17 protein-coding genes are annotated in these 18,573 nt (G+C 72.4%); 12 read left to right on the top strand and 5 right to left on the bottom strand.

Annotation, left to right across the window (positions count from 1 at the left end; all coding sequences use genetic code 11):
• Nucleotides 1-68: 68 nt before the first annotated feature.
• Together KI388_RS15110 and KI388_RS15105 are read left to right on the top strand one after the other, a co-directional pair.
• On the top strand, nt 69-764 hold the full coding sequence (locus KI388_RS15110; RefSeq protein WP_215087384.1) for a hypothetical protein: 696 nt from the start codon (nt 69-71) through the stop codon (nt 762-764).
• Between the two features lie 469 nt (nt 765-1,233).
• Nucleotides 1,234-1,938, top strand: coding sequence for a hypothetical protein (locus KI388_RS15105; RefSeq protein ID WP_215087383.1), 705 nt, complete (start codon nt 1,234-1,236; stop codon nt 1,936-1,938).
• A 34-nt stretch (nt 1,939-1,972) separates the two neighbouring features.
• Here the strand turns inward: KI388_RS15105 and KI388_RS15100 are convergent, their stop codons facing one another.
• Nucleotides 1,973-2,461: a cupin domain-containing protein gene (locus KI388_RS15100; protein WP_215087382.1), complete on the bottom strand. Its 489-nt coding sequence runs from the start codon at nt 2,459-2,461 to the stop codon at nt 1,973-1,975.
• A 323-nt stretch (nt 2,462-2,784) separates the two neighbouring features.
• Here KI388_RS15100 and KI388_RS15095 point away from each other — a divergent pair, with 323 nt between their 5' ends.
• The 4 genes from KI388_RS15095 to KI388_RS15080 all read left to right on the top strand — a co-directional run bounded on the left by KI388_RS15095 (nt 2,785) and on the right by KI388_RS15080 (nt 5,563).
• Nucleotides 2,785-4,350 carry an alpha-isopropylmalate synthase regulatory domain-containing protein gene (locus KI388_RS15095; protein WP_215087381.1) on the top strand — a complete coding sequence of 522 codons (1,566 nt, stop codon included), beginning with the start codon at nt 2,785-2,787 and terminating at the stop codon, nt 4,348-4,350.
• A gap of 63 nt (nt 4,351-4,413) precedes the next feature.
• Nucleotides 4,414-4,734, top strand: a complete 321-nt coding sequence (locus KI388_RS15090; RefSeq protein ID WP_215087380.1) for an AbrB/MazE/SpoVT family DNA-binding domain-containing protein — start codon at nt 4,414-4,416, stop codon at nt 4,732-4,734.
• Entirely contained in the window at nt 4,727-5,200 is a 474-nt protein-coding gene (locus KI388_RS15085) for a hypothetical protein (protein ID WP_215087379.1), read from the top strand. The genes KI388_RS15090 and KI388_RS15085 overlap by 8 nt, the downstream gene beginning before the upstream one ends.
• Before the next feature lie 51 nt (nt 5,201-5,251).
• Entirely contained in the window at nt 5,252-5,563 is a 312-nt protein-coding gene (locus KI388_RS15080; protein ID WP_215087378.1) for a hypothetical protein, read from the top strand.
• Between the two features lie 64 nt (nt 5,564-5,627).
• Here KI388_RS15080 and KI388_RS15075 read toward each other — a convergent pair whose 3' ends face one another.
• A complete protein-coding gene (locus tag KI388_RS15075) occupies nt 5,628-7,073 on the bottom strand; it encodes an MATE family efflux transporter (RefSeq protein ID WP_215087377.1) in 1,446 nt (481 codons plus the stop codon).
• Between the two features lie 139 nt (nt 7,074-7,212).
• Here KI388_RS15075 and KI388_RS15070 point away from each other — a divergent pair, with 139 nt between their 5' ends.
• A complete protein-coding gene (locus KI388_RS15070; RefSeq protein ID WP_215087376.1) occupies nt 7,213-7,620 on the top strand; it encodes a gamma-glutamylcyclotransferase family protein in 408 nt (135 codons plus the stop codon).
• A 254-nt stretch (nt 7,621-7,874) separates the two neighbouring features.
• Entirely contained in the window at nt 7,875-9,086 is a 1,212-nt protein-coding gene (ilvA, locus tag KI388_RS15065; RefSeq protein ID WP_215087375.1) for a threonine ammonia-lyase, read from the top strand.
• Between the two features lie 383 nt (nt 9,087-9,469).
• Here ilvA and KI388_RS15060 read toward each other — a convergent pair whose 3' ends face one another.
• From KI388_RS15060 to folP, 3 genes are all read right to left on the bottom strand, one after another.
• A complete protein-coding gene (locus KI388_RS15060) occupies nt 9,470-10,540 on the bottom strand; it encodes an FAD-dependent oxidoreductase (protein ID WP_215087374.1) in 1,071 nt (356 codons plus the stop codon).
• A gap of 137 nt (nt 10,541-10,677) precedes the next feature.
• On the bottom strand, nt 10,678-12,222 hold the full coding sequence (locus KI388_RS15055; protein WP_215087373.1) for a bifunctional oligoribonuclease/PAP phosphatase NrnA: 1,545 nt from the start codon (nt 12,220-12,222) through the stop codon (nt 10,678-10,680).
• 73 nt (nt 12,223-12,295) lie between these two features.
• Nucleotides 12,296-14,893 carry a dihydropteroate synthase gene (gene folP / locus KI388_RS15050; protein WP_215087372.1) on the bottom strand — a complete coding sequence of 866 codons (2,598 nt, stop codon included), beginning with the start codon at nt 14,891-14,893 and terminating at the stop codon, nt 12,296-12,298.
• 518 nt (nt 14,894-15,411) lie between these two features.
• Between folP and KI388_RS15045 the strand changes: the two genes are divergently transcribed.
• The 4 genes from KI388_RS15045 (at nt 15,412) to KI388_RS15030 (ending at nt 18,571) form a co-directional block, all read left to right on the top strand.
• Nucleotides 15,412-16,476 carry an ABC transporter ATP-binding protein gene (locus tag KI388_RS15045; protein ID WP_215087371.1) on the top strand — a complete coding sequence of 355 codons (1,065 nt, stop codon included), beginning with the start codon at nt 15,412-15,414 and terminating at the stop codon, nt 16,474-16,476.
• On the top strand, nt 16,473-17,228 hold the full coding sequence (locus KI388_RS15040) for an ABC transporter permease (RefSeq protein WP_215087370.1): 756 nt from the start codon (nt 16,473-16,475) through the stop codon (nt 17,226-17,228). Before KI388_RS15045 ends, KI388_RS15040 begins: the two co-directional genes overlap by 4 nt.
• Nucleotides 17,229-17,333: 105 nt before the next feature.
• Nucleotides 17,334-17,477, top strand: coding sequence for a zinc ribbon domain-containing protein (locus KI388_RS15035; RefSeq protein WP_215088806.1), 144 nt, complete (start codon nt 17,334-17,336; stop codon nt 17,475-17,477).
• Nucleotides 17,478-17,557: 80 nt separating this feature from the next.
• A complete protein-coding gene (locus KI388_RS15030) occupies nt 17,558-18,571 on the top strand; it encodes an aldo/keto reductase (RefSeq protein ID WP_215087369.1) in 1,014 nt (337 codons plus the stop codon).
• Nucleotides 18,572-18,573 lie beyond the last annotated feature (2 nt).

The following is an 18,573-nucleotide window of genomic DNA, read 5'->3' as shown; positions in this document are numbered from 1 at the left end:
CGTCGACGTCGGGGCGGAGGCGGCGCCGACGCGAGGCTTTTCAGCCGTCCCCGCGTAGAACCGCTCCCATGGACGAGAAGACCGCCGACCTCCGCGATCTGTTCGTCGACGCCACCGGCTCGGAGACGGTCACCGAGCGACAGGACGCGGAACGGGGGACCCTCGTCGACCGCGACGACGCCAGCGACGCGGTCCGCGACCTGATCGCCGCGATGCGAGAGCGGTACGGCTTCTCGACGCCGCTCGACGACGACGCCTACGCGCTCGTCGCCCGCGGCCGGTTCGACGACGCGGACGACGCCGCGATCGCGGCGGCGATCCGGGAATCGCTGGAGGCGGCCAGCGAGGACGACGAGAGCGACGCCGCGGTCGACCCCGCCGACGTCGACGCCGCGACCGTCCGCAAGGCGCGCCTCGACCTCCACCTCGTGCGGGAGTCGGACCGCGAGGTCGACGCGGGCGACGGCGAGAGCGACGAGGACGCGGACCCGCCCTTCGCGTACGCCGACCTGAAGCGGCTCACCGGCGGGGGGAACTCCATCGTCGAGTGCGCCGAGGAGTTGGACGCGGAGCCGGACGTGATCGCCCGATACGCCGCGGTCGCGCGCACCGACATCGCCTCCACGCGAGCGAACGACCGCTTCCGGGACGCGTTCCGCGACCTGCTCACCGACGCCGACATCGAGGGGTCGCTCGCGAGCGACGCCCGCGAGGACGGCCTCCGCGAGGCGACCGAGGACATCGAGACGGACGTTTCTTTATAAGTAACTGGCCGCAGATCGTCGGTGAACTTCTTCAAAGCCCCAGCCGTTCGCTTATAAATGGTTGACCGCGGATCGTCGGTGAACACCGCCAAAGCCCCAGCCGCGACGGCTCGCGCACCTCGTTGCGCTCCTCGCTCGTTCGCTCCGCTCACTCGCTGCGGTGCTTACGTCGGTGTGCTTCGCCCTCGCGACTGCCCCTTTGAGTCCCGCCCCACAGCACCGCAACCGTCGGAAGACGTTCCTGCTCGCTCACTCCGTTCGCTGCGCGGGCTGCGACTTCCGTGCTCCCGCTCGCTCCCGCCGGTCGCTCGCGGGACCGCGCCTCACACCTCCCCAGCCTCGTCAGTCGCCCGTCGCTTCGCTCCGGGCGACTGACTCCCTCGCGCGTGCTCCTCGCGCCCGCCGGGGGCGGCCGCTCGGAGGCACGCGCCGTCGTTTCTTTATAAGCGAAGCCGCGGCCAGACGCGGCGTGACCCTCGTCCCGTTCAGCGATCTGGCCCGCGCGGCGTACTGCCCCCGGCAACTCTACTACGTTCGGCGCGACGACGAGCGGAGCGTCCCGCCGAAGGCGCGCGAGCGCATCGATCTGGCGTTCCGGTACGACGAACTGGTCGACGCGCCGGACCGGGTTCTTCGGCGGCTTCCGCTCCACCGCTCGCCGGCCGCCTACCGCCGGAATCTGGATCGGCTTCGCGAGCGGAGCGACTACGATCACCTCGTCGACCCCGCGAGCGAACGGGGGTTCCTCTCGGGCAAGGACTGCCACGGCACCGTTCACAAGATGCTGGAACCGGGCGAGGAGGAGACGGAGGAGGTCGACGCGGACGACCCGGAGCCGTCGCCGCCGCCGGTTCCGACGCTCGTCTCGTCGGGCGAGCCGCCCGAAAACGGCGTGTGGGAGCCGCAGACGGTCCGTGCGGTCGGGATCGCGAAGGCGCTGGCGTGGGAGCGCGAGCGGGAGGTCGACCGGGCCTTGGTCGAGTACCCCGCGGTCGGGGTCGTCCGCGAGGTCCGGCTCACGCTCCGCAAGAAGGCGGCGTACCGCGAGGCGCTCCGCGCGGCGCGGTCGATCGACGGCCCGCCGCCGCGCGTCGACGACGACCGCTGTGACGCCTGCGACTACGCCGGCGAGTGCGGCACCCGGCGGCGGTCGCTGCGGTCGCTGCTGGGCTGAGTCGGCGCGTCGGCTCCCGATCGTCTCGCCGCGGTCACGGCGAGAAGGACGTCCCGCACTCGGTACAGGTGAACCGGAACCGGCCCGCGTCGGTGAGTTCGGTGTCGTGGACGCGTTCCTCGCCGCACTCGCGGCACTCGACGATCGACTCGATCTGGTCCCAGTCGTGGTGGGCACCCGGGGCGCCGACCGCCCACGCGACCGCCTCCTCGTCGGCGTCCCCGGCCACGTATCCGGACTGGAACTCGCCCGGCGCGAATCGGATCAGCTCCCCGGGACCGACCTCGACCTCGTCGCGTTCGCGCCCGACCTCGAAGGTCGCGGTGCCCGAGAGGACGTAAAATATCTCCTCTTGGTCGCCGTGCGTGTGGAGGCCGCCGGAGAAGCCGTCGCCGGGCGCGAGTTCGAAGTAGTTCATCGCGACGTGGTCGGTGCCGAGCGCGCGCGACACCGGCTTCCGGAGGTCGTGAACGCCCATCGGGTTCGTGACGACGTCGACGTCGTCGACCGCGACTCGCTCCATGGGAGTCGCTCTCGGGGGGAGCCCCTAACGCTGTCGCCGCCCGGGGCGGAGCGCCGGCGACGAGTTCCGGTGAGGGATCGTCGACGAACCCCGGAGCGCGCCGACGATCGCTCGGCCATACCTGACGCGACCCGGCAGTTTATACGTGTGTGCGTCGTTCGCACGGGTACGAATGACGCGAGACGCTCGCGATCGTTCGGAGGATAGAGGAAGTCGCCTCGCGGCGGCTGGCCGCGAAATTCTCCGACGATAACGACTCCGGGGCACGACCGCCCCGCGGCGGCACCGACCCCGAGACCACCGCAGCGCCGACGGACCCCCTTTTGACCCGAACACCACTCACCAATCTCGACGAGGTACAGCTGTTAGACACCACCTTACGCGACGGCGAACAGATGCCCGGCGTCTCCTTATCGCCCGGCGAGAAGGTCGACGTCGCCCGCGAACTCGACGCCGCCGGCGTTCATCTGGTCGAGGCCGGCTCGGCGTGCACCTCGGAAGGCGAGCGCGAGGCGATCCGGCGCGTGGCCGACGAGGGGCTGGACGCGACCGTGACCAGCTTCGCCCGCGGGGTGAGGGGAGACGTCGACCACGCGCTCGACTGCGGCGTCGACGGCGTGAACCTCGTCGTCCCCGCCTCCGACAAGCACGTCGAGACGAAGGTGGGGTCGACCCGCGACGAGGTCGTCGAGACGACAGTCGAACTCGTCGAGTACGCGAAGGATCACGGCCTGTGGGTCGAGGTGCTGGGCGAGGACGGCTCGCGGGCCGACCTCGACTACCTCGACCGGCTGCTCGGCGCCGGCCTCGACGCCGGCGCGGACCGGATCTGCTACTGCGACACCGTCGGCGCGGCCGACCCCGAGCGCACCGCCGCGGTCGTCTCGCGGCTGGCGGATCTCGGCCCGACGAGCCTCCACACCCACGACGACCTCGGGTTCGGGCTGGCGAACGTCCACGCGGGGCTGAAGGCCGGCGCGGACACCGTCCACGGCACCGTCCTCGGGGTGGGCGAGCGCGCCGGCAACGTCGCCCTCGAAGAGGTCGCGGTCGCGCTCGACCGCTCGTACGGCGTCGACACCGTCGAGTTAGAGCGGCTCTACCGGCTCTGTCGGACCGTCTCGGAGGCGACCGGCGTCGCCCTCCCGCCGAACAAGGCCGTCTGCGGCGCCAACGCCTTCGCGCACGAGTCAGGCATCCACACCGACGGCACGCTTAAGGACGGGACGATGTACGAGCCGTACCCGCCGGAGACGGTCGGCCGCGAGCGCCGGCTCGTCTTGGGCAAGCACGCGGGCCGCGCCGGGGTGAAGGCCGCGCTCGCGGAGCACGACGTGGCGGTCGACGACGACGAGCTTCGCGAGATTGTCGCCCGCGTCAAGGAGCTAGGCGAGCGCGGAAAGCGCGTCACCGACGCGGACCTCCTCGCGGTCGCGGACGACGTCCGCGGGCGCGAGCGCGAGCGACACGTCGAGCTCGTCGACCTCTCCGCGACCTCCGGCGGCAACCTCCCGACCGCCTCGGTCCGGCTCCGCGTCGGGGACGACGAGCGCGTCGCCTCGGGGACCGGCGCCGGCCCGGTCGACGCCGGACTGGAGGCGGTCCGGACGGCGCTCGCGGGCAACGGCGGCGAGGGCGACGAGGCGGACCGCGACGGGGTCGCGTTCGATCTCGACTCCTACCACGTCGACGCCATCACGGGCGGCACGGACGCGGTCGTCACCGTCGAGGTGGACCTCTCGCGGGGCGACCGCTCCGTGAGCGTCTCGGCGTCGGACGCGGACATCACCCGCGCGAGCGTCGTCGGCATGGTCGACGGGCTCGACCGCCTGCTCGCGGCGGAGGCGGACACGGCGGACGCCGAGCCGGGCGCCGTGGCCGGCGACTGAACGGCCCGAGTACATCCGCGGAGACGGCAGAACTTTATTCCTGTTCCCACCGTACGTGGGAACATGCCGAAAGTGGACGCGAAGGGGCGCGTCGTCCTCCCGCAGGCGGTCCGGGAGCGACTCGACATCACGCCGGGGACCGAGGTCGAAGTCCGGGAGGAAGACGGCGAGGTGGTGATACGACCCGAGGACGACCCGGAACGGGTTCTCGACCGGCTGGACCGGCTCGTCGAGGAGACGGCCCCGGAGCGTGGGGCGATCGAGTCGCTCGACGACGAGGCCGGTCCTATCGCCCGGAAGCACCGTGAGGCGGTTCGACGGGGCGCGGAAGGGGAGCCGGTCGAGGGTAGCAATTCGGTCGAAGAAGACGGAACAGATGGGTAACTCCGGCGGCCCGTACCTGTTCGACGTGGGCGTGATCGCGCTCGCGCACACGGACGCCCCCGTCCGGGACGCCGCGCTCTCGCACGTTCGAAAGGCGATCGCCGGCGAGATCGACGCCGTCGTTCCGTATCCGGCCGTGTACGGTGCCCACGAGGTTCTCACGACCTACTACGGTCGCTCCAACGCGGACACCTCGCGGCTGCTGTCGAACTTCCTCGACGCGAAGCGGATCTGCTGGCACGACCGACTCCCGGAGGAGACGGCTCGCGGCGGCCTCGACAGGGCCGCCGACGCGAACGTCGGCGGCTGGGACGGCTACTACGCGCAGATCGCGATCGAGGAGGGCGTGAACACCGTCCTGACGATCGACGACGACTTCGAGCGGTTCGACGCGTTCGAGACCGAGGTGATCCTCTCCCGAGAGGAGTTCGAGACGCTGGACGAGTACCTCAGGAGTGAGAACTGACCGCGCTCGCGTCTGACGAGGTTTTTACCTGACGGCGACCGATCGCGGGGTGTGAGCGTCGTCGTCGCGATCAAACCCTCGGCCCGAAAGCGGAACGCGAAGGTGGGGCGGCTCGTCTTCGAGGACGGCACGCGCCACGCGTTCGAGAGCCGCGCGGCCGCCGAGCGCTGGGCCGACGACCTCTCGGCCGGCGACGGCCACGTCTGGGTCGCGAGCGCGCACCCCCGCGACGACGGCGACGCGGACTGTTACCTCGTCTCGCGGGCGACGAACGCGAAGCTTGAGGCCGCCTACGACAAGCGCCGCCGGCGGCTCAGGGGCGACGCGGGGTCCGAACAGGAGTCGCTCGGCGGCGAGTGGTAGCCGGGAGGGCGGCGGGACGGGGGGCGGTCGGCGGCGAGGGCCGCGGTCGGCCGCGGCAGCGTTCCTACGTCGATTCCTCGTCGGACACGGGGTCGGGCGCGGCGTCGGATCCCGCGTCCGAGTCGGCGTCCGGCCCGGACCCGCGGGCGTCCATCATGTCGGCGGCGCGGGTCGCCCACCCGGAGTAGTGGAAGCCGGCGGCGACGACGAGGGCCATCCAAACGTAGGCGGCGGACACCCCGACGTACGCGCCAGCGGGACCGAACCCCGCCGTGCGGCCGAGGAGCCACGACAGTCCCAAGAAGAGCCCGAACATCGCGGAGACGCGCGCGACGAGCGGGATCCGCGTCTCGCTGGCCCCCTGAAGCGAGCCGGAGAGGGCGGAAAAGCAGGCGAGCGCGGCGCCCGCGACCCCGTACACCCGCGCGAAGTCGACCGCGTACTCGATCGTCGCCGCGTCGTCGGTGAATATCGGGACCAACCGGGGCGCGCCGACGACGAGCCCGATCCCGATCGTCCCGACCGTGAGCACGCCGAGCCCGGCGACCGCCCACCCGTTGAACCGCGCCGCCTCCGGGTCGCCCTCGCCGAGCGCCTGCCCGACGAGGACGGACGCCGCGACGTTGTAGCCGCGCGAGAGCGGCCCGGTCACCTGCTGGTAGACGCGGCGGCCGATCTGGAACCCGGCGTTGACGGCCTCCCCGAAGCCGAGGAGGAGGGCGTTGAACGGGAACTCCGCGATCTCGGAGCCGAACCCCTCCGCGACGCGGGGGGCGCTCACGACGAGGAGCTGTTTCGCGATCGTGAGGTCGCGCGGCCACGCGAACTCCGCGTCGGTCCACGACCCCCAGATGGCGAAACAGAGCAGGCCGGCGGTGAGGACGTTCGCGCCCGCGGTCGCGAGGCCGACGCCGAGGACCTCGAGCCGCGGGAGGCCGAACAGCCCGAGTCCGAGGACGACGGAGCCGGCGATGTTGACGGAGTTGGCGGCGACGTTGACGTACATCGGCGTCCGGGTGTCGCCGGTCCCCTGGAGCGCGCGGGCGCCGACGAGGGCGACGTGGCGCGCCGGGGCGGTCGCGAACACGACCGCGAGGTACGTGGAGCCGAGGTCGACGACCGCGGGCGAGGTCCGCTCGCCGACGAGCCGGCCGAACACGTCGATCGCGAGCTCACCGAAGAGGAGGCCGAAGAGGACGAACGGGACCCCGGCGAGCGCGCCGATCAGGATCGCCTGCGTCACCGCCTCGTCGCGGTTCTCCGCGGCGCCCGCGCCCGTGTCCTGCGAGGAGAGCGCGATGGCGCCGCCGCCCAGCCCCAGCCCGATCCGCAGCGGGAACCGGGCGTACAGGTCCGCGAGTCCGATCGCGACGACCGCGGCCGGCGAGAACAGCGCGGTGACGAGGATGTCGGTCGTCCGCATCGCGGTGCGGAACGTCTGCTCGGCCATGACGGGCCACGCGAGCGAGAACACGCGCTCCCAGACGCGCCGCAGCCGCGGGAAGTCCATGCGTCGCGTTCGACGAGCCCCCGCGGTATTGATATATCGGAGCCGGTCGGCGTCGCCGGCACTCGGCGTCGCGGGGGAGTCGACCGCGTCGGGCCGGGATCGCCCGAACGTTGAAGCCCGCGAGCGACCCACGCAGCCCATGGACGTCTTCGTGTACGGGACGCTGACCGAGCCGGACCGAGTGGCCGAGGTCCTCGACTCGTTCGTCTTCGTCGGCCCCGCGACGCTCGACGGCCTCCGGCTGGTGGAAGGGCGGTACCCGACGCTCGCGCCGGGCGGCGAGACGGCGGGGCGGCTCCTCCGGACGGAGGAGATCGGCGCGCTCGACGCGTACGAGGACGTCGACGGCGGGCTGTACGTCCGCGAGACCGTGCCGCTCGACGCGCCGGCCGACCACCCGGACGCCGCCGCGGTGTACGTGGGCGACCCCGACCGGCTCGACGCGGACGCGACGTGGCCGGGGACCGGCCCGTTCGGCGGGCGGGTGCGATCGGTCCTCGACGAGCGCGACGTGCGGGTTCGGTTGACCCCCCGAGATCCCGTCTGACGGGCGGATGACGGCGCCGCAGTCGTGCGGTTACACTTTCACTCTGGTAGCCCCACCTTTTTGTATTCCCGCCGCCTCACTTTACTCGCACGTCACACGCGTGCATTCCCCCTTTCACGAACCGCGAGCCGCCCGCACGTCGATCCGAGCGAGCGCAGCGGCGCGGTCGACCCCCGCCCCGGCGCCCGCTCGGCCGCGTCGGGCGGCCGGCACTGACCGGAACCGATTAGCGGGCGGCGAGTCGACGGGGTGGCATGCTCAGTCTTGCCGACATCCGCGAGGCGCGCGAGCGGGTCTCGGGCGTCGCCCGACACACGCCGCTGGAGCGGTCGCGCTCCTTCTCGGAGATGAGCGGCGCCGACCTCCACCTCAAGTTAGAGAACTTCCAACGGACCGGCGCGTTCAAGATCCGCGGCGCGATGAACCGGATCCAGACGCTCTCGGACGCGGAGCGAGAGGCGGGCGTCGTCACCGCGAGCGCGGGCAACCACGCGCAGGGCGTGGCGCTTGCGGCCAGCCGCGCGGGCGTCGACGCCACCGTCGTGATGCCGAAGTTCGCGCCCGTCTCGAAGGTGAAGGCCACCCGCGGGTACGGCGCGAGCGTCCGGCTGGAGGGCGTCGACTACGACGAGTCGCAGGCGTACGCGCACCGGCTGGAGCGCGAGGAGGACCGGACCTACGTCCACGCGTTCGACGACCCGGTCGTGATGGCCGGGCAGGGGACGCTCGGCCTCGAAATCGTCGACGACTGTCCCGAACTCGACACGGTGGTCGTCCCGATCGGTGGCGGCGGGCTGATCTCGGGCGTCGCGGTCGCGGTCAAAGAGCAGCTCCCGGACGCCCGCGTCGTCGGCGTTCAGGCGGAGGGGGCCGCCTCGGCCGCGAGGTCGCTCGAAGCCGGCGAGGTCACGGAGATCGACGGCGTCGACACGATCGCCGACGGGATCGCGACGCGGTCGGTGGGCGAACGGACGCTCGCGGTCATGGCAGAGTACGTCGACGAGGTCGTCACCGTCGACGACCGCGAGATCGCCCTCGCCCTCACGCTGCTCTTGGAGCGCGCGAAGACGCTCGTCGAGGGCGCCGGGGCGGTCGCGCTCGCGGCCGTCCTCTCGGAGGCGTTCGAGTACGACGACGGGGAGACGATAGTCGCCGCACTCTGTGGCGGTAACATCGACCTCAACCGCCTCGGCACCGTGGTCCGGCGCGGGCTGGTCCAGATGGGCCGGTACCTCAAGATCACGATCGACCTGAAGGACCGTCCCGGCGAACTGGAGCGCGTCTCCAGCATCGTCGCGCGCACCGGCGCGAACGTGTACGCGGTCCACCACGACCGCACCTCGCGGGACGTGGCTGTCAACGCCGCCGAACTCGAATTAGAACTGGAGACCGACGACGCCGAACACGCCGCCGACATCGTCGACGCGCTCGAAGCCGAGGGGTACGAGGTCGAGATTCTGTCGTAGTCGAGCAGCGACCATTTATAAATAAAACTGCGGTGGCGTCGCCGGCGGCTCTGCCGCCGGCTGCCAGAGAATCTTCGATTCTCGCTGGGGTCGGCCGACCGGAGCGAAGCGGAGGGAGGCCGACGAGGCTGGGAGGCGTGAGGTGCGGTCGCCGTGCGGGGCGGGACTCAAAGGGGCAGTCGCGAGGCGGGGGCTTTAGAGGTGTACACCGTCGAACCGCCATCAGCTGTTTATAAGCGAGTGGCTGGGGCTTTGGAAGCGTTTTCCCGCGATTCACACCCGAGTAATTATAAGTAAACGCTCGGCCCGCGGTCAATCAGTCCTCACGCTCCGAGAGCTGGACCGAACGCTACGTTAGAAGAAACCGCAGGACTCCGCGATTGTTAGTCGTCCGCGGCCGCGGCGTCGACCTCGCCTTGATAAAGCTCGCCGGCGCGCTCGCGCTCGGAGAGGTACTCGTCGGCGTCGAGCGCGGCCTTCACGCCCATGCCGCTCGCGGTGGCGGCCTGCTGGTAGTGGAAGTCGACCACGTCGCCCGCGCCGAAGAGGCCCTCGACGCCGGTGGCGGTCTGGTTCGCGCCGCGGCCGCCCTCGCAGATCAGATAGCCGTCCTCGTCGGTCTCGATCCCCGTTCCCTCTAAGAAGTCGGTGTTCGGCGTGTGGCCGATGGCGTAGAAGACGGCGCCCACGTCGAACTCGTACTCGTCGACCTCGTCCGCGGTCGCCGGGTCGTCCAGCTTCTCCTTCGGGTGGCCGTCCGGGTGTTCGACGAGCGTCACGCGGTCGATGCCGTCGTCGCGGGAGCCGTGGATCTCGGTGAGCTCGGTGTTGAGGAGGAGTTCGATGTCGCCCTCCTCGACGGCGTCCATCGTGCGCTCGATCCACACGTCCTCGGCGCGGAACTCCTCGCGGCGGTGGGCGACGTAGACGGTGTCCGCGAACTTCGTCAGGAAGTTCGCCTCCTCCATCGCGGCGTCGCCGCCGCCGACGACGAGCATGTCCTCGTCGCGGAAGAACGCCCCGTCGCAGGTCGCACACGTCGAGAGCCCGTACCCCATCAGGTCGTCCTCGCCGGGGACGCCGAGGGTGCGGGCGCTCGCGCCCGACGCGGCGATGACGGCGTCGGCGGTGTAGGCGTCGCCGTCGGAGAGCTCGACGCGGAAGTGGCCCGCCGGCTCCTTCGAGACGCCCTCGATGACGCCGTTGCGGGTCTCGGCGCCGAACTTCGTCGCCTGCTCTTTCATGTCGTTGATCAGGCTCGGGCCGGAGATCCCCTCGGGGAAGCCGGGGTAGTTCTCCACCTCGCTCGTCAGCGTGAGCTGGCCGCCCGGCTCGTCGCCCTCGACGAGGAGGGGGTCGTTGTTCGAGCGCGCGGCGTAGATGGCCGCGGAGAGGCCCGAGATGCCGGTGCCGGCGATGATCAGTCGACGGTGGTCGACGACGTCGTCGGTCATGTGAAAGCGTTCGCCGGCGCGCCGTATGTACGTTGCGACCGTTGGCGCGGCGGCCGCACGACCGGCCTCGTTCACCGCCCCGCGCCCGACGCGCTCGCGGCCGCGACCCGGCCTCGTCCCGGTCGGCTCGAACCCGCTCAGTCCGTCGGGAACTCCGGGGGAAGCCCGACGGGCTGGGCGGGCGCGTCGTCGAGCGCCTCGAAGAACCGCCCGGCGACGAACGCCTCGACGACGTCCGGGAGCGACTCCGCCTCGGAGACCTCGCTCAGGATGCCGAGCGGGACCTGCGCGCCGGCCATCGACGCGTGGCCGCCGGCCGACCCCACCGGGTCGAGCGCGTCGCGGAGCAGTTCGCCGGCGTCGAGGTCGGCGCCGCGGGCGCGGGCGGAGCCGTAGATCACCCCCTCCATGTAGCCGTAGACGAACGTCACCGTCACGCCGTCCAGATCGAGGAGCCGGTCGGCCGCCTGCGCGAGCGCGTCGCGGTCGGATATCTCCCCGACGCAGGAGGCCGCCACCGACCCGCGGACGTCGCGGTTCTCGATGGCGGCCGCGAGGACCCGCAGCGTCTCGGAACTCACGCTCGGGCTCTCGACGCGTTCGAGCGTCGACTCGTCGGCGTGCGCGAGCAGCGCGGCGGCCGCCTCGAAGTCGTCGGTCGCGGTCGCCCGCGTGAAGTCCTTCGTGTCGATCCGGATCCCGTACAGAAGCGCCGTGGCGAGGTCCCGGTCCGGCACGATCCCGAACCGCGAGAGGTACTCCGCGATGAGCGTGCTCGTCGCGCCGATCGCGGGGCGGATGTCGACGAACGACCCCGCGACCGGTCCCCGTGGCGGGTGGTGGTCGATCACGACGTCGACCGGGTGGCCCTCGGGGAGGCTGTCGTTGATCCCCGCGCGGGAGTGGTCGACCAAGGCGACGCCGCCGTACTCGTCGAGGTCGATCTCGTCGAACGACCGGAGGCCGATGTCGAGGAGGTTCACCATCGCCCGGTTCTCCTGATGGGCGATCTCCCCGCCGTAACAGGCGTCGGCGTCGACGCCGATCGAGTCCGCGATCCGCGCCAGCCCGAGCGCGCTCGCGATGGCGTCCGGGTCGGGGTTGTCGTGCGCGACGACCAGCAGCGGTCCCGAGAGCGCCCGGAGCGTCGCGAGCAGCCGGGCCGGCCGCTCGTCGTCCGGGGTCTGCGAGCGGTCGCCAGCGGGATTCGGGGCGGCGCCGCTCGGCTCGTCGGCGCCGCCCGCGCCGCCCGCGTCGACCGCACCAGCGCCGTCAGCCGCGTCGCCGTCGAGACCGATCGCCTCGCAGACGCGGTCGGTGACGGCCTCGACGGGGTCGACCACGCGGTCAGCGACCGCCGCGATCGCCGTCCGTTGCTCGTCGGTCGGCGCCGTCCCGAGGTACGCGACGATCATCGCCTCCGGGTAACGGGTCCGGGCCGCGTGCGCGGCGGCGACGTTACGGGCGGCGTCGTCGCTCGCGACCAACACGATCGCCGCCGAGTCGGGATACGCCTCGGCGTCGGTCGGGTCGGACTCGACGGTGGCGACGTTGCGGTCGCGCAGCGTCGACGCCCAGCCCGTGTCGTCGGTGATCGCCACCAGGTCGCCGCGCTCCTCGCGGGTGCGCTCGGCGAGGGCGTTCCCGACCGCGCTACAGCCGAGCAGCAGGCGCCGGGTCATACGCACGCGACGGGGTCGCGAGGCAAAACGCTGCCGTCGGCGCCCTCGACTCGACGGGCGGATTCCGACCGCGTCACTCCGACCTCTCCGCGACGTCGTCCGCCTCGCGGAGCGACCCGTTCGCCGCGGCGGCGACGTCGACCGCCGCGCGGTTCTCCGCGACGTCGTGGACCCGGACGATGTCGGCGCCGCGGTCGGCGGCGAGCGCGGTGCCCGCGACCGTCGCGTGCTCGCGGTCGTCCGCGTCGCGCCCGACGGCGCCGTACAGCGACTTGTGCGAGTGGCCGACGAGGACCGGGCAGCCGAGCGCCGCGAACTCCCCGCAGCGCGCGAGCAGTTCGAAGTCCTCCGCCGGCGACTTGCCGAACCCGATCCCGGGGTCGACGATGACGCGGTCGCGGTCGATGTCGGCCGTGTCCGCCAGCGCGAGTCGCTCGCGTAAGGCGTCGACGACCTCGCTCACCACGTCGTCGTACTCGGGGTCGGCGTCCGGGTCGACCGGCGCGTCGAGGCTGTGCATCACGATCACCGGACAGTCCGCGTCCGCGACGACCGACCGCATCTCGGGGTCCTCCAGCCCCGTCACGTCGTTGATGATGTCCGCGCCCGCGTCGAGCGCCGCCTCGGCGACCGCCGGCTTCCGCGTGTCGACCGAGACCAGCACGTCGCCGGAGCCGACCGCCGGTACCGACTGGATCGCCTCGATAGTGGGGACGACCCGGTCTATCTCCTCGTCGACCGGAACCGGCTCGGCGCCCGGGCGGGTCGACTCCCCGCCGACGTCGACGATGTCGACCCCCGCCTCGACCATCCGCTCGACGCCCGCGACCGCGTCGTCGAGGGCCGCGTGGCGCCCGCCGTCGTGGAACGAGTCCGGCGTGACGTTGAGCACGCCCATCACGGCGGTGCGGTCGGTCCACGGGAAGTCGGGGTCGTCGCCCGCGTCGCCCTCGCCCGCCCCGCCGATCCCGATTGCTCCGGCGAGGTCGCTCGCCACCCCGCCGAGTCCGCCGCGATCGGCCGCGTCGAGCCGGTCGACGAGCGCTCGGAGCTCCGCGACCGTCCCCGCGACGGTGACGGGCACCCGCTCGCCGCCGGCGCCGCGGTCCTCGTCCGCGCCGAGCCCGCCGAGCGCCGCGTCGCCGCCGACCGCCCGGGCCTCGCTCGCGACGCGCTCGGCGCGGTCGCCGCGCAGCCGGAGCGTGAGGACGCGGTGGTCGACGCCGTCACGGTTGGCCGCGACGCCCGTCGGCGGGACTCCGGCGGTGTCGAGCGCGTGGGCCGCGTCGTCGGCGCCGCGGACCGACCGCTCGCGGACCGTTCGGGTGTGCGCCGCGCGCGCCTCCGCGACCGCGAACAGCGAGCCGACGAGCAACACGCAGTCGTCCTCGTCCGCGGCCTCGACCGCGGTCGCGAGCGCGTCCGACACGTCGTCGCCGGCCGTCACGCGGTCGACGCCCGCGGCGCGCAGCGCGGCCGCGAGCACGTGCGGGTCCTCCGCACGGTCGATCGCGGGACGGCAGGTGATCGCCGTCGCCGCGTCGGGGAGCGCCGCCGCCGTCTCCGCGTGGTCCTTGTCGTGCATCGCGGCGTAGACGAGGTGGAGGTCGCCGTAGTCGTACTCGTCGAGCGTCGCCGCGAGCGTGCGGGCGGCCGCGGGGTTGTGCGCGCCGTCGAGGACGGTCAGCGGCGCCGTGTCGACCACCTCGAACCGCCCCGGCCACGTCGCCCGCGCGAGGCCGTCGCGCAGGGCGCGGTCGGGGAGGTCGGTCCCCAGCGCGGCCGCCGTCCGGTCCGCGAGCGCGACGGCGACCGCCGCGTTCGTCGCCTGGTGGCGGCCGACGAGGGGGATCCGGTAGGTCCCCTCGCGCTCGCCGGCGAGCGAGACCTCGGCGTCGGTGGCGCTGACGCGGCCCCCGTAGGTCGCCGCGAAGGCGGGCGGGTCGGCGGGATCGGCGTCGGCGGACTCATCGGCGTCGGCGGAGCTCCGCTCGTCCGCGTCCCCCTCGCCGGTCACGCGGGTCACCGGCGCGCCGGCCTCGCCCGCCACCTCGCGGACGACGTCTAGCGCCTCGCCCTCGCAGGCGGTCACGAAGGGCGCGTCGGAGCGGGCGATCCGGGCCTTCGTGCGGGCGATTTCGCCTATCGTGTCCCCGAGGACCGCGGTGTGTTCTAAGGAGACGTTCGTCACGGCGGTCGCGACGGGGTCGACCGCGCTCGTCGCGTCGTACTCGCCGCCGAGCCCGACCTCCAAGACCGCCACGTCGACGTCGCGGCGCGCGAACTCTCGGACCGCCATCGCCGTCACGACCTCGAAGAAGGTGAGCGGCTCGCCCGCGGCCGCCCGGTCGACCAGCCACGGGCGCACCTCCTCGACGAACGCCGCGACCGCGGCCTCGGTCATCTCCCGGCCGTCGACGCGGACGCGCTCCGCGAGCGCGGAGAGGTGCGGCGAGGTGTACAGCCCCACCGACAGCCCCGCCTCCCGCAGGACCGACTCCGTCATCCGCGCCGCGCTTCCCTTCCCGTTCGACCCGGCGATCTGGACGAACGGAACGTCTTCTTGGGGGTCCCCGAGGTGCGCTAACAGCGCCTCCACCCGCTCCGTACCGGGCTTGACCGAGAAGCGGCGGAGGTCGAAGAGGAACGCCGCCGCCTCGTGGTAGTACATACGCCGTGAATCGGGAGCGCGTCGCTTAGGGGTAACGGACCGGGACGGGGGAGGCGATCGCGCGGAGAGCGGGTGAGACTCGGTCGGTGTCGAGAGCGCAATCGTCGGCGCTCTGAGCGCGAGACCGGACTAGGTCGGTCTCGGAACCACGACGACGGCCGAAGTCCCAATCACCCGCTTAAAAACGGCTGACTGTGGACCAGCGGCGAACATCTCCAAAGCCCCAGCTGCGAGGCGGGCGCACGCTCGCTGCGCTCCTCACTCGTTCGCTGTGCTCACTCGTTGCGGTGCTTGTGTCGCCTGCGCCCGCCTCGCGACTGCCCCTTTGAGTCCCACCCCGCACGGCACCGCCCCGCACCTCACGCCTCCCCAGCCTCGCCGCTCGCTCCGCTCGCGGCGTCCCTCGCGCGTGCGACTCGCGCCCTGCGGGCGCTCGTCGGCACGCGCCGAAGTTGATTGATCGGGCCGTGTCGCCGCCGAAGAGCAACCCTTACGCGCACCGCGGCCGCAGTCGGGCCATGGACGAGACAGCGACCGACGCCGCGGTCGACGCGGCCGGGGGAGCCGCCGCGGCGGATCCCTCCGCCGGCCCCGCGGCCGACCCCGTTGTCGGCGGTGAGGGCGTTCGGAAGTCGTACGGCGACGTCGACGCGCTCGACGGGGTCGACCTCGACGTCGCGGCCGGCGAGGTGTTCGGGCTGATCGGCCCGAACGGCGCCGGGAAGACGACGCTGGTGCGCGCGCTGACGGGGACCACCGAGGCCGAGGGCGACCTGCGCGTCTTCGGGGAGCGGCCGCGGGACGTCGACCCCGCCCGGATCGGGCTGCTCCCGCAGTCGTTCGACCCGCCCGCGCGGCTCACGGCCCGCGAACTGGTCGACTACTACGGCGGGCTGTACGACGCGGCCCGCGACACCGAGGCGGTCCTCGAAGACGTGGGAATGGCCGACGACGCGGATGCCTGGTACGAGACGCTCTCGGGCGGCCAGAAGCGCCGGACCTGCGTCGCGACCGCCGTCGTCAACGACCCCGACCTGCTGTTCCTCGACGAGCCGACGACCGGGATCGACCCCGCCGGCCGGCGGGCGATCCACCGGCTGATCGAGCGGCTCGCGGCCGGGGGGACGACGGTCTTCCTCACGAGCCACGCGATGGACGAGGTCGAGCGGCTCGCGGACCGGGCCGCGCTGCTGCGCGACGGCCGAGTGATCGCGAGCGGGGCGCCGGACCGGCTCGTCGCGGAGCACGGCGGCGACCCGCGACTCGACGCCACGACCGCCGCGCCGGCGACCGACGGGGTCGTCGAGGCCGTCGCGGCCGGCGTCCGCGACCGCCTCGGGACCGATCCGACCGTCGAGGCGACCGAGGAGGGGCTTCGGGTGCGCGGCGTGCGGCCCGAGTCCATCGGCGCCGCGGTCGACGCGCTCGACGGCGCCGGGGTCGCGTTCGACTCGCTCTCGTGGTCGGAGCCGTCGCTGGAAGACGTGTACCTGCGGCTCACCGGCGAGGAGTACGCGCGCCGGGGAGACGGGGGAGCGCTGACCGAGAGCGCCGAGAGAGCCGATGCGGAGGGCGAGCGATGAGCCGCCTCGGCCGGATCCGGACGGAGGCGGTCGCGGCGGCGCGCTCGTTCACCCGGCGCCGGACGGCGGTGTTCTTCACGTTCTTCTTCCCGGTCATCCTCGTCGTCATCTTCGGCGCGCTGGTGCGGACCCAGCCGACCGGCGGCGGCCTCTTCGCGGAGCCGGCGGGCTACTACATCCCCGGCTACCTCGCGGTCGTCGTCCTCTTCACGCCCCTCTCGCGGGTCGGCTCCGAGATAGCGCGCCACCGCGACGGCGGGCGGTTCGAGAAGCTGGCGACCACGCCGCTCTCCCGCGCCGAGTGGCTGCTCGCGCACACGCTCGTCAACGTCGGTATCATCGGGGCCGCGAGCCTGCTCATCCTCGGTCTCGTCCTCGCGGTGACCGACGCGACGCTCGTCGTCTCGCCCGCGCTGGCCGCCCTCCCCGTCTTCGTCGCGGTCGCGGTCGGGCTGTTCTGCGGGCTCGGGGCGATCCTCGGCGCGCTCGCGGACTCGCAGGACGGGGTGATCGCCGCGAGCAACACGGTCGCGCTCCCCCTCCTCTTCCTCTCCGAGACGTTCGTCACGCCGTCGCTTTTGCCCGAGTGGTTCCTGCCCGCGGTCGCCGCCTCGCCGCTGACGTACTTCGCTCGCGGGACCCGAGCGATCACCTTCGAGGGCGGCGCGTGGGCCGCCGACCTCGCCGTGTTGACCGCGCTCGCCGCCGGGTTCCTCGCCGTCGGCGCGTACGCGGTGCCGCGGACGGAGTGACCGGGCGGCGCTCCGCCGGCCGCGGGACCGCGGCGGACGACGACGCCCCGGAACCGTCCATTTATGTTCACAGCCCGCGTGCCGCAGAAACGAGAGGCCAAGCCGTTGACCACCGTTCATTTCACTTGTCCGGACTGCGAACAGACCATCGAGGTCAACGACGCGATGCGGGAGACGATACTCGACGCCGGGTGTCCGGTGTGCACCGCGGCCGCGGCGGAGGAGCACTTCGCCGTTGCGTGCGAGTAGTCGCCCGGAGAGAGAGACGCGTTCCCACACCGCATCCGGTTGCTGAGGCTTTTTGCGTCGACCGCGAGTAGCGTTCGTCGATGACGCCTGAACTCGACGAGATCGATCTGGGAACCGTGCCGCTCGGCCGGACCGGCCTGCGGACGAGCGAACTCCAGTTCGGCACGTGGCGCTTCGGCCGCGTGACCGAGGCGGGGAACGTGGAGATCGACGAGGAGCGGGCCCACGAGCTGCTCGACGCCTACGAGACCGCCGGCGGGCGCTACATCGACACCGCCGACGTGTACGGCGGCGGCGACTGCGAGCGCTGGATCGGGGACTGGCTGGCCGAGCGCGACCGCGAGCGCTACACGGTCGCCTCGAAGGTGTACTGGCAGATCCGCGACGGCGACCCGAACAGCCGGGGCACGAACCGCAAGAACGTCCGCCACCGCGTCGACGCCCTCTTAGACCGGCTCGACACCGACTACATCGACGTCCTCTACATCCACCGCTGGGACGACGAGACGCCCGCCCGCGAGCTGATGAAGACGCTGAACGGGCTCGTCGAGTCCGGGAAGGTCCACTACCTCGGCGCCTCCACGCTCCGCCCGAACGCCTGGAAGGTCGCCCGGGCCAACGAGATTGCGCGCAGCGAGGGCTGGGAGCCGTTCACGGTGCTCCAGCCGCGCTACAACCTCGTCGACCGCGAGGTCGAGGGAGATTACTTGGAGTTCGCGCGCCAGCGCAACCTCGCCGTCTCCCCGTGGAGCCCGCTCGGGCAGGGCTTTTTGACTGGGAAGTACGACCGCGACGCTGACCTGCCGGACGACTCGAAGGCCGCCGAGTCCAGCCGGTTCCAGGAGGCGTACCTCACCGAGGCAAACTTCGACGTCCACGACGAGTTGGACGCCGTGGCCGACGAGGTCGGCGCCTCCCCGGCGCAGACCGCGCTCGCGTGGCTCGCGCACCGCGACGGCGTCACCGCGCCCATCGTCGGCGCCCGCACCGTCGACCAGCTCCGCGAGAACCTCGCGGCCGCGACGATCGACCTCTCGGACGAGCAGGTCGACCGGCTGACCGCGGCCAAGCCCGGCCCGTACGACGAGTTATAAAG

The organism is Halorubrum sp. 2020YC2, assembly GCF_018623055.1.
In the GTDB taxonomy this organism is placed as follows: Archaea; Halobacteriota; Halobacteria; order Halobacteriales; family Haloferacaceae; genus Halorubrum.
Note: the sequence above shows the minus strand (reverse complement) of the source record. Positions and strands in the feature narration are given on the sequence as shown.